Genomic DNA, 13,983 nt, shown 5'->3' on the forward strand with positions numbered 1-13,983 from the left:
CTCAGTACACTTCTAGCTTTTTCACATCAAATTTATTTATATCTGCTTCCTCTCCAGCTACTGGTATATCACTAGAAAATACCTGCTTCGCCAGTGGTGAATTGGGTCCCCAAACTACTGAATTATTATCCCCTGTATCAAGTCGATAAACTGCTGTCATAGGTATCCCTTCTGCCACTCCTATGTGTACAATTGAAGTATCCGGAGTTATTATATATTTAGAATACCTTATCAGTTCAACAACCTCCAGTATTCCAGAAAGAGTTGGGTATTTTACTCTTTCTCTATCTCCTAAAATCTCTATTATCTCCTCTATTTCACTTTTTTTTCCAGATTCCCCTATAAATACTAACATATTTTTAGAATCTTTTAAAATCTTTCTACTTATCTCCAAAGTTTTTTCTCTATTAAAACTTCTGTGTTTACTAGCTGCATACGGGTTTAAAATCACTATATTCTCTGGATTCCCGAGCTCATGTAACCTTCTTTTAATCTCATCCTTTACAACTACTCCCGTATATATATCATAGTCCAAATTGGGGTTCACTATTCCAAAAATATTGAGTATACTTTCATACATATTAGTGATATGCTTCCTATAATTCTTTTCATAACTTATATCGAAAAGTTGCCAATCACTTTTATCTAACCCTATATTCACCTTAGCTTTACATAGATTTATAAACTTCATTTGATTTACACGGAGCATCTCTGAGAAGTCAACCAATACATCATAACTCTCTTTAGATATGATATGAGCTAACTCTCTTTCCTTGCCTTTTTTATACTCATGAATCACATTCACATGGGGATTAAATTTTATAATATCCGTAGCTGTACCTCTACTTACCACCCCTATTTTAATATCTGGATATCTCTTTTGTATCTCCCTAAATACAAGAGTATTTATAACCATATCCCCTATTTTCCCATCATAACGTAAAAAAAGAATAGATTTTACCCTACTCATATCCAATTTTTTATCTTTTAATAACTCTGTATTTTTCTTATTTTTTCTATCCCAAAGCTTTCTGCCTATACCTAATCTTATTGGTCTTAGAAAGTCTTGAACTATTCTATTCAATCTCCTAATCATGCTTTCCCCTCATACATTTTCTTTTAATTATAACACATCTCAGTTGTAATTTTAATATCATAAATATTTCATTTAATTTTCCAATTTTTAATTTTTATATTTTCATGTATTTTTTTTAATAATTCATGTCATAAAAAATAATTTTTGTATTCTGTATACTAAAATGGTTTTAGAAAATAACTTCACAAAATTTTTAAGGAGGTCTTTTGTGTTAAAACGAAATTTTTTAATTCTGCTTACTGCTACCTCTACTGGAATTTTTGCTCAGCCAACTAACACCTTTAACTTCTCTTTAGGAACTGTTAATGGTAAAGCTGGAGAGTATGTATATTTTCCTGAAACAGGGGAAAAAATCAGTTATCTAGATTGGAAAATTAAAAATGTCCCTGTTTTTATACTTGGTTATACACACACATTTAATAATAATATAGAGTTTCAAATGGGGCTAAAGAAAAACTTTAGCTCCACATCCAGTGGTTCTATGAAAGACTATGACTGGTATTCATCCAACGACAGTGAAGATGGAGCTACTCCTAGTGACTACGGTAAACTGTCAAACTTCAGTAGTAATGACAACTATGTGGATAATCTTTTAATGTTTGATACAAATGTTAAGTATTGGTTCTTCCACACTGACAATCTAAAATCTGGACCTATGGTCGGTCTTAAATATGACTACTTTAAGTTTTATGCTAAGAGTGGTGATCAATATAACTATATGTTAGATGGATCCACTACTATTTTTAAAGGAGACTATTCTAGAAAAAGTATTGAATACTCTCAAAAATTTTTCACACCGTACATTGGTTATGGAATTTCATATACTTACGAGAAGTTAATTTTAGACTTTGGAATTAACGGTAGTATCTATGGAAAAGCTAAAGCCCATGATAAGCACCTTGAAAGAGGTCCGATGGAAACTGTTGAAAAATATAAAAAAATTAAGAATTTAGGAGTTAAAGTTGTAGCCACGTATCCACTGACTCCGTCCATTGATATAAACGGTAGCTTAGAGTATTCTAAGTACTTCCATAGAAAAAAATCTACTACTGATTTTACAAGTGAAGATGGCGATAAAATCGATGGTATTAAAAATTTATCAGGTATAAAAAATAGTAGTTACACAGTATCTATTGGTGCTACATACAAGTTTTAAAAATTTGGAGGATAAATCAACATGAGAATATACAGCAAAAAATATCTATTTATCGGAATCCTTGCTTCCATAGTAACAGCATGTGGAAGTGGAGGTGGTGGAGGTAGTAGCAGTAACTCACCTTCTGCTACATCTTCACCTACAGTAAATAGTAAAACAAATACAAATATAGTTCCCCCTATCAATCCAAAAATTGAACAAGTTAATGTCGAGAAACCTATTCCAGAGCCAGAGGATTTACCTCCAATTGAGGGTCCAACATCTAAAAACAGTGGGACAATCAACGTTATAGAGATGGGTAGAGCTGGTTTGGTAGCTACCCCTAATAAGGTTGCTATCAATGAAAAGTCAAGCACTATCAAGATTTTAGCTGACGAAGGAATTGGTATAGTAGCTTTTGATAAAAATGCAAAAGCTATAAACAATGGAACTATTATTACCAACATGGAGAATCCAAATACATACATAACTCTTATGAAAGCTCTTGATGGTGGTATCCTTGAAAATAATGGTAAACTAAAAGCCGAAGGAACTGATATTATCGGAATGCTTAGCTCATCCAAAGGACAAGGATTTACAGCTACTAATAATGGTGAAATAGAGATTAGTGGAAACAAAAAAACTAACGCTGCTTATGGGCAACTTATAGGTATGAGAGCTGAAAAAATAGTTGAAAAAGATGGAGTTGATGAGGATATCCATTTGATTAATAACGGAAAGATAAGTATTGATGGCAATGACTTCCATCTTTTAAATCCTAATAAACCATACATATTGGAAGGGATGTCTATTACCGCTTTTGATTCAAAAAGTAAAAACATCATTGAAAATAAAGGAACAATCTCAGTTTCTGGAAAAAAAGCTACTGGTATGAACTCCTATGGTGAAAATACAACAGCTATCAACAGAGGCACTATCAATGTCAAGGGAGAAGACGCAATAGGGATGAATGCTTTAAGAGGAGCAGTTGCTACTAACGAGAAGGAAGGAGTTATCAATGTTCAAGGATTTAATTCCTATGGAATGGTTGCTAGACTCGGTGGAAAAATTATAAATAAAGGTAAGATTGTTTTAGCTGGAGATAGTCCTATCATAACTGGAATGTTTGCTAGCCATGAAGGAAGCTCTATTGTTAACGAGGGAGAGATTGTCTTTTTAAATGATGGAACTGGAAGAACAGCTATTCAAGCAACTAATGGCGCTACTTATATAAACAAAGGTAAGATTTTGGCGAATAACTCTCTTGAAATATCTACTGATAAATTAGGCAAGTTTATTATTGGAAAAGATGCTTCTGGAAATATCGCTAAAGTTAAAGCTAAAAAAAGTTTAAAAATAGATGGAGATATTGTAGCAACTAATGAGTTAATAGATGGAAACAAAAGAGAAATCATATATAATGATGTTTTTTCTGCACCAACAATTGACTTGTCTAAATCAAGCGTTTCTAGAGCCGTCTCTGTATTTTACAACTCTAAATTAAATCTTAATGGCAGTGGCAATGTAGATATGACTGTCTATAGAAATGACACCTCTATCGAAGAAATTTACAAAAGTGCGGAGTTTAGTTCTTTAACTGATGCTCTAGATAGATACCTAGATATTGAAAAAACAACATTTTCAAAAGATGAAAAATTGGTTGTAGATAAAATTTTAAAATCTAGTAATGTAACTAATGTTAAAAAAGTTGTAAAAGATTTATCTGGGCAAATATATGCTAACCTTCCTAGACAAATTTTTGATATTCAAACTAGATTTGTAAAAGAGGATGAAAAACTTATAGATAATCTAAATGAACACAGCTATAATTTTAACTTCTTCGGCGATAAGAGCTCTGTCAAAGACAAAGGGGAAATCTCTGGATATAAAAGCATATCCGAAGGTTTCGTTGGAACAAAACGACTTACAGATGATATATTCACGACTATTGGATATCAAAATAGTCATGTTAAATATAATGATAATTCTAAAGGATCGATACAATCTATCCATACTGGAATTTATAAAAAATTTCTTTTAAATAACTTTAATATCAAACTTGGGCTAAACGGAGAGTACAATTTCCATGAAACAAACAGAGAGATTGATATCTTCAACAAGAAGGCTAAGGCAAAGTACAACTCTTACACTTTCGGAGCTAACGGAGAAATTAGTAAGCTCTATGGAGATTCTATGTATTTTAAACCTATGGCTGGACTGAATTTAGGTTATGGAAAGTATAAAAAATTCACTGAAAAAAATGTCGGAGATTTGGGAGTAACCCTTAATGCTGAGGACTATTTCTCAATTTTACCAAGTGTAGGATTTAAAGTTGGTAAAAACTTTGACTTTATAGATTTATATTCAAATATTGTCTATTCATATGAGTTAGGTGAGTTGAATAAGAAACAAGGTATGTCTCTTTTAGGAGATAAAGTTAGTTATAAATTAAAAAATGACTCTTTAGAGAAAGAAAACTTAGTGCTAAATGTTGGATTAACTACCGAAATTAAAGATTTTAAAGTTTCTTTCGAAATTGGAAAAGAGTTCGGAAAAAGAGATAACAACTACCTATCACTAGGTGTTGGTTATAAATTTTAAATCCCCCCATAAATAAGTTAAAAGACCACGAAAATTCGTGGTCTTTTAACTTGTTTTTTATTTATTCCCAGCCATATTTTTGGAATATCTTTCTACCTCTATCACTTTTTACAAAATCCATGAAATCATGTACTTTTTTATCAGCGTTTTTACTTGGAACCATATTAAAATCTCTATAGACAACTAACTCTTTTTCAATTTCAACCACATCTCCATAGTCCGGATTACTCTTAGCCCAATCAATCCACGTAATCCAAGCATCTACATTTTTGTCTTCTAGGAACATTTTTCTAGCAGACCCACTATTTGGTGTAAAAGATATTATATTATTTCTAAAATTTTTCACCTTATTAATATCTTTTGTTCGACCAATCATATCTTCCCATACCCCTGTTCCAGATGTATTACTTTCTCCTTTTCCTTCAGGAACAATTATTCCCACTTTTTTATCAGCTAAATCCTTTAATCCCTTTATATTCTTAGGATTTCCCTTCTTTACTAAAATAATAGCTCTTCTGAAATACATTGGCTCTATTTGATGTAAATCAAAATTTTCTTTATGGTCATTTGCTATCGCAAGAGCAGATTGCTCTGAAGCACCAAACAGAATATCCGCATTCATTTTTGCCTTATCGTTCCAAGATTTTTGAGGTCCAAAATTAACTTTTACCTCTTCTCCTGTTTTTTCCTTATACTCTTTTGCTATTTCTACTAAAGCTGTATGAGGTCCTCCAGGTCCATATAAGTTTATTTCGCTCAGTGCTAGTGTATTCATGTAAATCATTGACAAACAAAATAATATCTTTTTATTCATACCTTTTTCCTCCAGTTTAAGATTAATAATAGCCTATAATAACATATTTTCTTATCATTTCCAATATTTTATTTTACTGATCTTTTCCTTACATTTTTTACAAGTACCATTTAAAGTCAAATCATAATTTCTTATTGAAACCCCTTCCTCTTCTGAAACCTTATCCAAAAATTTATCAACTCCAGAAATATTCATATCCGTTATACTTCCACATTCATCACATATAAAGTGTGCATGAGGCTCTAAATTTTTGTCAAACTTATCCACTTGATTAGGTAAACTAACTTTTTTTATAGCTCCTATCTCTGTTAATTTTGTTAAATTTCTATAAACTGTTCCCAAACTTAATTCAGGGTTATCTTTTTTTAACTCTACATATATAGCATCTGCAGTAAGGTGTTCGTGACTATTTAATATATAGTTTAAGATTAATTCTCTCTGCTTAGAAAATTTCATAAATTAGACCTCCTTTAGATTTTAAATAATAATTATTATTTTTAATTATTCTTTTCTTATAATTTTAATCTATTTTTGAAATTTTTTCCAATCTTATTTTTAAAATAAAAAAATTATGTTTGACAAAAATGTCTTTATATGCAATAATACCTATATATAATAATAGTAATTATTACTATTATTAATCTAAAAAATTTAAAAGAGGAGGTATTATATGAGAAGTATTACTACATTTGATTTACAATATGCACACAGATTCTATAAATTTAAAGGGGAAGCACAATATCTACATGGACATACTGGAATTTTAACTATTGAAGTTGAGGATTCTATTAACGAAGGAGTTAATATGGTTTATCCTTGTAATGAGATTCAAAAAACAGCTTGGAACGTTTTAAAGAATTTTGACCATTCGCTTATTTTAAGAGAAGATGATCCACTTCTTCCTGCAATTCTTAAGGTTTATGAGGAGACAGGTCTTAAAGATGGTACACCTCAAAACACAATGAAGGGACCTGCATTTAAAACAGAGCTTGCAACTGCATACCCTGATTGTCGTTTAGTTGTAACAAAGGAAACTTTAACAGTTGAAGGAATGATTAAAATAGTTTACGACCTATTAAAAGATAAACTAAATATTGCTAAAATTACTTTTAGTAGCGGTGTCAATGCTGCATCTGAAGAGTTTAGCACAAAAAATAATATCGAGCGTTGTCCTTTATGCGGAATTTCGCTAGATGAAAACCACTCTTGTCCTAAGTGTGGATATAAAAAATAAAAAACTAGGTGTCTAAAACACTAAAATTATATTATAAATACTTAATAAGGAGCTAGTTTCATTCACTAGCTCTTTTTTACATACGATATTTTAAGTTAATTTTGTCCCAATAAGGATGCAGAATTCTCAAAAATATGTTATACTTTTTCAATGCAATATAAGAAAATTCTATTATTTTGGGAGGACAATATGTCAATTTTCATATATATTTTTTTAATAGTATGTGTATACTACAATAAAAAAGGAAATCCATGGTTTTTATACCACCATATCGGTGACTCTGGAGTCCCCACTGATTGGTTTGAAGAACATCTTAAAAATATATGGTTTTTAAACATGAAAACTTTAACAAATAGGGAGATACTTGAATCTCTAGAAAAATCTGGAAAGATACCTAAAAATAGCGTAACTCTAACCTTTGACGACGGTTACTATGACAATTATAAAAATGCTTTTCCACTCCTAAAAAAATATAAAATGAAAGCGACATTATATCTAAATACTGCCTATGTGGAAAGTGAAGAGAATAGAAAATTTAGATATTTAAGTTGGAAAGAGATTGAAGAAATGAGTAGTTCTGGAGTTTTTGATATTCAGCTACATTCTCACAGACATATGCCAATTTTTGTAAATACTTCCTTTGAGAGAGTTGTTACTGAAGCTGATCTTTTAGATAGAGACATTCAATATCTTTATAGGGGAGCACCAAAAATTGGATATCCCATCTTTGGAAAAAGAGGTGAATTTTCTAGCACTGGAGTTATCGTTCCCATAGACGCTGCTGAAAAGTTTAAATCTTACTATGAAAACCTATCAAATGAAGAAAGAGAAAATAAAGAACTCATTCAAAACTTTATCAACAATGAACTTCATAGAAACTTAATTTTTGAAACTTTTGAAGAAGCTAAAACTAGAGTATTGGAGGACTTAAATAAAAATATATCTCTTATTGAAGAACATACGGGATATAGACCAACCTTCTTCTGTTGGCCTTGGGGACATAAATCTCCTGAATTCATAGCTATTTTAAAAATAGCTGGAGTCAAAGGATTTGTAACTACTCGTAAAGGAACCAATGGTTTAAAACTGGATTTAGAAAACATTAGAAGAGTTGAACTGAGAGTATTTTCACCTCTAAAGTTCAAGATAAACTTATTGCTTTGTAGAAATTACCTATTAGGAAAAATATATCAAGTACTTTCATAAGTACAAGGGTTGGGAGGATTTTTAGATGTTATCAGTAGGAATAATAACGTTTAACGAAGAACTTAGATTAGAGAGAACTTTAAGAGCAGTTCAGGGGTTAGCTGACGAAATCATTATTGTAGATAGCTTTAGTACGGATAGAAGCGTTGAAATAGCCAAATCTTTTGAAGCTAAAGTAGAGCAGATAGCGTGGCCTGGATATGGGATGCAAAAAAATAACGTTATTGAAAGATGTACCAAAGATTGGATACTGTTAATAGATGCAGATGAAGTTATCACACCGGAACTAGCAAAAGAAATCAAAAAAGTTATAAAAGATGGTGAGCATGCTGTCTATGAAATTCCGTTTAACTCTGTATGCTTTGGAAAACGTATACGTTTTGGTGGATGGAGTGGAAGTTCTAGAGTGAGACTATTTAAAAGAAACAGTGGACGTTACTCCCTTGATGAAGTACACGAACAGTTTTTAACTGATGATAGTATTGGAAAACTTCACCATAGAATAGATCACTATACATACGAGGATTACTATGACTATCTTCAAAAGTTCAATAGATACACCAGTGAAGGAGCTATTGTAGCCTTCAATAAAAATAAAAGTGCTGGACTTTTTAATATAGTTTTCAATCCTATGTTCAAGTTTCTTAGAATGTATATATTTAGACTTGGGTTTTTAGATGGTGTTGAAGGACTTGCTCTTTCAACTTTTAGTGCTCTTTATACAAGTGTAAAATATTTAAAACTTCGGGAGATGAAAAGAAAAAATGATATTGATAGTTGAAGATACAGAAAGTTTACGAAAACTCACAAGAAAAATTTTAGAAAAAGAGGGGTTCTCCGTAGATGAAGCGGAAGACGGAGAGATTGCCTTTGAAAAAATTAGTGGAGAAACTAAATATTCTCTTATACTTCTAGACATAATGATGCCTAAAATGGATGGTATGGAATTTATAAAAACTTTAAGAAGTTTTTCTGAAGTTCCCGTAGTTTTTATAACAGCTCTTTCGGATGAAAGAAGTCAAGTTCTTGCATATGAAAATGGTGCTGATGGCTATTTAATTAAGCCTTTTTCAAAAGCGCTTCTTCTATCCGTAGTAAGAAGATTTGAAAAAAAATCCTCAAAACCCATTAACTATGATGATCTAACTCTTTTTAAATCCAGTAGAGGGGTTTTTATTAAAGGTGAAGAAGTACACCTCCCAACTAAAGAGCGTGAACTACTATTTTATCTGGAGGAACATAGAGGAACTATTAAAACCAGAGAGCAAATTTTAGATGCTATATGGGGCTACGATTTCTACGGCAATGATAGAGTTGTCGACAAACATATAGCCAAACTCCGAGATCGTTTAGGTGAATATAGTCGATTTATAAAAACAGTTAAAGCTCTTGGTTATAAGTTTGAGGTTTAATTATGAAATTGAGAAATAAACTGATTCTAATTCTGTCTTTAGTTCTACTAGCATTTCTATTTTTAGAAGGATTTTTTGGGAACCTCTATTTTGAAAAATACTTTAGATACACTAAAGTACTACAACTTGAAAAAATAGATTTCATAAATAACGGTAAAATTGACTATGATAAACTTAAGGCCTATGAAAAAAATCAAAACGCCCTAGTTATGATATATCGAGATAATAGAATTGTAAATCTTAAAAACTTTTACTATATAAAGGTTAAAACTAAAAATGGAGATGCTTTTGTACTTCTTGATGCCTTTTTAGATAATCTTTATTCCAGTACTCCACTTAAAATTGAAAATAAGGATTTAGTTGAAATCACCGCCATCAAAATTTTAGACAACTACTATCTCCCTACTACCTTGATTAAAAATAACGATATTTTCAAAGATTATAAATTTAGCTATCGATTGGAAGATGTCTACAATATCGATGGTAGAGTCGAAACTGTGAACGCCCCATACACTCAGTCTAGATTAGGAGATGATTTTTTAGAATCTCTTCTTACCATTGATGTACTAAAACCACAGAAAAAAAAGTATAGAGATATGGACGGAGATGACGAATTTCAACTCATAACTCTAAACTATGAGGGATATACCGTTGTTATTTTTTATTCCTTTGAAAATATAAAAGATATATTTCCAACCTTGAAACTTTACTTCTATGTAAAAGGTATTTTTATACTTCTTCTAACAATACTTATCGGGATAGTTCTAGAAAAAATTATGATTAAACCTATTGTCAATCTTTCTAAAATTAGTGAAAAAATAGCTAATCTTAACTTTATAAAAGAAATTGATTATAAAAGTAAAGATGAAATTGGAACTCTCTATAAAGATATCTTTAAAATGAGTGAAAAACTTGAAAATATAATTGAACTTTATAAGGGGAAGGTTACACGGAATAAAGAAGCTCAAATAAAACTTGAAGAGAGTATAAAACTTTTTATGCACGAAGTTAAAACCCCGCTTTCAGCCATTATTGGATTTAGTGATTTACTTTTAGAAGACGAATCTAATGAGGAAATTAAAATTATAAACACCGAAAGCAAGAGAATTTTAAAAATGGCTAATACACTTCTAGAGGAAAATCGTTACTCCCAGGATAAAATAATATTGAATAAAAAAAGTTTTAGGCTTAGTTCCTTGATTGAACTATCCCTTAAAATTTTTGAAGGACAATGTAAAAATATTGATATAGATACTTCTGACTTAGGAGATAGCTCTATCTACGGAGATAGAGAAAAGCTTGAGCAAGTTATTTTAAATATCCTAAAAAATGCTTTAGAACACGCTAAAGAGAAGATAAAAATCTATACCGAAGAAAAAGAAACTGAAGTTTTTTTATTTCTGGAAAATGATGGTCCACATATAGATAAGAGATATTTAAATAAAATTTGGAACAAATTTTTCTCATCTAACAATGAAGGAAGGGGCTTAGGATTATATATATCATCTGAGATTTTAAATGCTCATAGATTCAAATACGGAGTAGAGAATCTACCTGTCGGTGTAAGGTTTTTTATTATTTTAAAAAAAGGGATATAAAAGAGATATTCCCAAGTTAATATAAAACAGAAAATAAAGTACAAAAGGAGATTAACTATGAAAAAACTATTATTTTTAATGACAATTATTTCAGCACTATCTTTTGCCAAAAGTTCACCTACTGATATTTTAGAGGATCGTATTGAAGATCATTTAAAAGTTAGAATGGCACCTATTATTAAAAAAGCTGATTATGATGTTACTATTGTTAATAATAGCATGAATATCGAAGTTGAAATTGAAGGACTTACAGTTCCAAAATTAAACTTTGATCAAGTTGCTCAAGAAATTTTAAAAAATCTTGGAACAGATAACTCAATTGATGACATATATATCGTTATAAAGCACGATAGCACAATTGGAGAAGATAAAATTCTTTTCTCACAATACTTTAAAAAATAATAGAATTTAAACAAATTCATGTAAATAATAAAATTATAAAACTTCTAGATTGATGATATAACCTCATTAATCTAGAAGTTTTTTTATGTTAAAAAAAGAAAGAGATTTATTGATTTACTCCTTCTTCTTACTCAACAATAAATTGTTATTATTCCACAAGTGGAATGACAACAATTTTAGTATTTGATACACTAAAAATATGATACGAAAATTTGTTTAAAGCCTAATCTAGATAAACACGGCAGAGCATAAAAAAAAGCTATAAAAAATTATAGCTTGCAAGGTTACTTATCCATTGGTTGTTTATATAGAGATTGATTATTTAAATGGTAAAAAAATGTGAAATTGTAACTAAAGCAGTTTGTTAAGAATATACGAAAATTGGTGCAGTTTGAACAGTCCTTTTAAATTAGAATTCCATTAGGAGACGGAGAGCAAAAGTATTACAATGGTGTTAAAGATATCACTAGAGTTGATAGTATTAGTAGACCTCGTATTGGTATCCAGTATAAACATAATTTAACAACAAATACTAGCGTTTTATTAGACGTTTATTATAGAGCTCAAACTATTGATCCTAGTAATGGACCTAAAAGAGATGAGAACTTCTTCTTATGGTTCGCTGAATTAAATCATAAATTTTAATATATGGGAGAACTAACATGAAATTAAGAAAAACGTTAATTTTTATTTCATTAATTTCTTTAACATCTAGTTTGATTGCTGTTGAACAACAGCAACTAAATATTTTTAAAGAGGTTGATAGTAATGGAAATATAATTTATTCAACGGATCAAGTTCTACTTGATACAAAATCTTTAGACAAATCAGTTACAATTCCAAAGAGTTACGAAATACCTAAGGAGATGATGAGAACAACTTGGGTTGCAACAGTTGACAATCTTCACTATCCAAAAGTTGTAAATGGTAAAATTCGCAACTCTGTTGAAGAGTTAAAAGAGGATTGGATTGAAATTTTAAATAATCATGAACAGATGAATTTTAACACTGTTATATTTCAAGTAAGTCCTACTTTAGATGCCTTATACGAGTCTGAATACAGACCATGGTCTCATGTATTAACTGGAGTTCAAGGACAAAAACCAGAATGGGCTAATAATTTTGATTTAGTAAATTGGATGATAGAAGAAACTCATAAAAGAGGAATGGAGTTTCATGCTTGGTTCAATCCATATAGAGTAAGTCACAAGTATATTGCTGATACAACTTATGACAAAGAAATCGAAAAATTAAGTTCTGAAAACTTTGCGAGGCAAAATCCAGATCTGACATATATGTTTGACCAAAAACTGTACTTAGACCCTGGAAACCCAAAAACTACTAAGCATATAACAGATACTATCAATGAATTTATTAATAAATATGATGTTGATGCCATTCATTTTGATGACTACTTCTATCCATACAAAGTTACTAGAAATGAGGTTACCTCATATTTTGGTGATAAATTGGAAGATGAAAAAACTTTTAAAGAAAATTCTAGAGGTTTTAACGATATTAAAAAATGGAGACAATCTAATAATGACTTAATGGTTATAGCTGTAAAAGACACTATTGATAGCTATAATAAGAAAAACAACAAATCTATCCAATGGGGAATTAGTCCATTTGGTATTTGGGAGCACAAAGAAGAAAACAGTTTAGGAACAAATACTCCCATTGCTTCTACAGCGTCTAATAGAGATATCTATGCTGATACCAGAAAATGGGTTGTTGAAGAAAATATTGACTACATTATTCCCCAAGTTTACTGGGAGTTTATGCAACCTGCTGCACCGTATGGAGAGATTACCTCTTGGTGGAATAATGTAGCAGAAAACTCTAGAACTCATCTTTATATCGGACACGCTAACTATAAACATATGAATGCTGGATGGGCTAAACATTGGCAAAACCCTGAAGAGATTGCCAATCAATTAAAGTTCAATAATAACTATAAAAATATTAAAGGAAGTGCTTTTTTTGGTTATACTAGTTTACTGGAAATGGAAAATCCCGAAAATAAACCCGGGATTACAGCCCAAAATGCACATATAAAACTATTAAAAAGTGATTACTTTAACAAAAAAGTTTTAGTTCCAGCTAAACCATGGCTGGATAAGCAAAGTACATTACCTATTGAAAATATAAAAGTGCAAAATTCCAAGGATTCTGTTACCCTGACATTTACAGATAAAATTTCTAATGATTCAAGATTCTATGTAATCTATTCAGGAGATGAAATTTTAAAAGTTGTTGGAAGAGATAAAAAATCTGATAGACAAGAAATCAACATACCTTTAAAAGAATTAGCAGGTAAAAAAATAACAGGCTTATCTATTAAAGATAGAGCTGGAGTAGAAACACCTATAACTAAAATTAATCTGTGAACTACCACCGCCCTAATAGAGGGCGGGGCTTCGTGGGAAGTATCTGACTCATGTCGGATATATTAATCACGCTCTACGGGTAGTTCCTACCCTGA

At 30.7% G+C, this 13,983-nt stretch carries 12 protein-coding genes; 9 read left to right on the forward strand and 3 right to left on the reverse strand.

The annotated features are described in order from the left end of the window. Window position 1: 1 nt before the first annotated feature. Complete coding sequence (locus ACWI69_RS03400; RefSeq protein ID WP_448820447.1) at window positions 2–1,096, reverse strand: glycosyltransferase family 9 protein; 1,095 nt, start codon at window positions 1,094–1,096, stop codon at window positions 2–4. A 208-nt stretch (window positions 1,097–1,304) separates the two neighbouring features. Between ACWI69_RS03400 and ACWI69_RS03405 the strand changes: the two genes are divergently transcribed. Together ACWI69_RS03405 and ACWI69_RS03410 are read left to right on the forward strand one after the other, a co-directional pair. Then, window positions 1,305–2,252, forward strand: coding sequence for an omptin family outer membrane protease (locus tag ACWI69_RS03405; RefSeq protein WP_448820448.1), 948 nt, complete (start codon window positions 1,305–1,307; stop codon window positions 2,250–2,252). 21 nt (window positions 2,253–2,273) lie between these two features. Beyond that, window positions 2,274–4,832, forward strand: coding sequence for an autotransporter outer membrane beta-barrel domain-containing protein (locus ACWI69_RS03410; RefSeq protein WP_448820449.1), 2,559 nt, complete (start codon window positions 2,274–2,276; stop codon window positions 4,830–4,832). A 61-nt stretch (window positions 4,833–4,893) separates the two neighbouring features. Here the strand turns inward: ACWI69_RS03410 and ACWI69_RS03415 are convergent, their stop codons facing one another. Beyond that, entirely contained in the window at window positions 4,894–5,646 is a 753-nt protein-coding gene (locus tag ACWI69_RS03415) for a substrate-binding domain-containing protein (RefSeq protein WP_448820450.1), read from the reverse strand. Window positions 5,647–5,700: 54 nt separating this feature from the next. After that, window positions 5,701–6,102, reverse strand: a complete 402-nt coding sequence (locus ACWI69_RS03420; protein WP_448820451.1) for a Fur family transcriptional regulator — start codon at window positions 6,100–6,102, stop codon at window positions 5,701–5,703. Window positions 6,103–6,316: 214 nt separating this feature from the next. Here ACWI69_RS03420 and ACWI69_RS03425 point away from each other — a divergent pair, with 214 nt between their 5' ends. From ACWI69_RS03425 to ACWI69_RS03455, 7 genes are all read left to right on the forward strand, one after another. After that, window positions 6,317–6,880, forward strand: coding sequence for a 6-carboxytetrahydropterin synthase (locus ACWI69_RS03425; RefSeq protein ID WP_448820452.1), 564 nt, complete (start codon window positions 6,317–6,319; stop codon window positions 6,878–6,880). A 189-nt stretch (window positions 6,881–7,069) separates the two neighbouring features. Continuing rightward, window positions 7,070–8,086 (forward strand): polysaccharide deacetylase family protein, encoded by a 1,017-nt coding sequence (locus ACWI69_RS03430; RefSeq protein WP_448820453.1) that lies wholly within the window; start codon window positions 7,070–7,072, stop codon window positions 8,084–8,086. A gap of 25 nt (window positions 8,087–8,111) precedes the next feature. After that, complete coding sequence (locus tag ACWI69_RS03435; protein WP_448820454.1) at window positions 8,112–8,867, forward strand: glycosyltransferase family 2 protein; 756 nt, start codon at window positions 8,112–8,114, stop codon at window positions 8,865–8,867. Beyond that, window positions 8,851–9,498, forward strand: a complete 648-nt coding sequence (locus ACWI69_RS03440; protein WP_448820455.1) for a response regulator transcription factor — start codon at window positions 8,851–8,853, stop codon at window positions 9,496–9,498. Before ACWI69_RS03435 ends, ACWI69_RS03440 begins: the two co-directional genes overlap by 17 nt. A gap of 2 nt (window positions 9,499–9,500) precedes the next feature. After that, entirely contained in the window at window positions 9,501–11,096 is a 1,596-nt protein-coding gene (locus ACWI69_RS03445; RefSeq protein WP_448820456.1) for an ATP-binding protein, read from the forward strand. Window positions 11,097–11,153: 57 nt separating this feature from the next. Further along, window positions 11,154–11,498 carry a hypothetical protein gene (locus tag ACWI69_RS03450; RefSeq protein WP_448820457.1) on the forward strand — a complete coding sequence of 115 codons (345 nt, stop codon included), beginning with the start codon at window positions 11,154–11,156 and terminating at the stop codon, window positions 11,496–11,498. A 662-nt stretch (window positions 11,499–12,160) separates the two neighbouring features. Beyond that, window positions 12,161–13,888 carry a glycoside hydrolase family 10 protein gene (locus ACWI69_RS03455; protein ID WP_448820458.1) on the forward strand — a complete coding sequence of 576 codons (1,728 nt, stop codon included), beginning with the start codon at window positions 12,161–12,163 and terminating at the stop codon, window positions 13,886–13,888. Window positions 13,889–13,983: the final 95 nt, after the last annotated feature.

This window comes from Cetobacterium sp. (genome assembly GCF_977044495.1).

Excerpts from the sequence above, each read along its gene's own strand:
- ACWI69_RS03420 (WP_448820451.1), bottom strand. The coding sequence starts at position 6,102 with ATGAAATTTTCTAAGCAGAGAGAATTAATCTTAAACTATATATTAAAT.
- ACWI69_RS03450 (WP_448820457.1), top strand. The coding sequence starts at position 11,154 with ATGAAAAAACTATTATTTTTAATGACAATTATTTCAGCACTATCTTTT.
- ACWI69_RS03445 (WP_448820456.1), top strand. The coding sequence starts at position 9,501 with ATGAAATTGAGAAATAAACTGATTCTAATTCTGTCTTTAGTTCTACTA.
- ACWI69_RS03455 (WP_448820458.1), top strand. The coding sequence starts at position 12,161 with ATGAAATTAAGAAAAACGTTAATTTTTATTTCATTAATTTCTTTAACA.
- ACWI69_RS03400 (WP_448820447.1), bottom strand. The coding sequence starts at position 1,096 with ATGATTAGGAGATTGAATAGAATAGTTCAAGACTTTCTAAGACCAATA.
- ACWI69_RS03430 (WP_448820453.1), top strand. The coding sequence starts at position 7,070 with ATGTCAATTTTCATATATATTTTTTTAATAGTATGTGTATACTACAAT.
- ACWI69_RS03410 (WP_448820449.1), top strand. The coding sequence starts at position 2,274 with ATGAGAATATACAGCAAAAAATATCTATTTATCGGAATCCTTGCTTCC.
- ACWI69_RS03440 (WP_448820455.1), top strand. The coding sequence starts at position 8,851 with ATGATATTGATAGTTGAAGATACAGAAAGTTTACGAAAACTCACAAGA.
- ACWI69_RS03425 (WP_448820452.1), top strand. The coding sequence starts at position 6,317 with ATGAGAAGTATTACTACATTTGATTTACAATATGCACACAGATTCTAT.
- ACWI69_RS03435 (WP_448820454.1), top strand. The coding sequence starts at position 8,112 with ATGTTATCAGTAGGAATAATAACGTTTAACGAAGAACTTAGATTAGAG.
- ACWI69_RS03415 (WP_448820450.1), bottom strand. The coding sequence starts at position 5,646 with ATGAATAAAAAGATATTATTTTGTTTGTCAATGATTTACATGAATACA.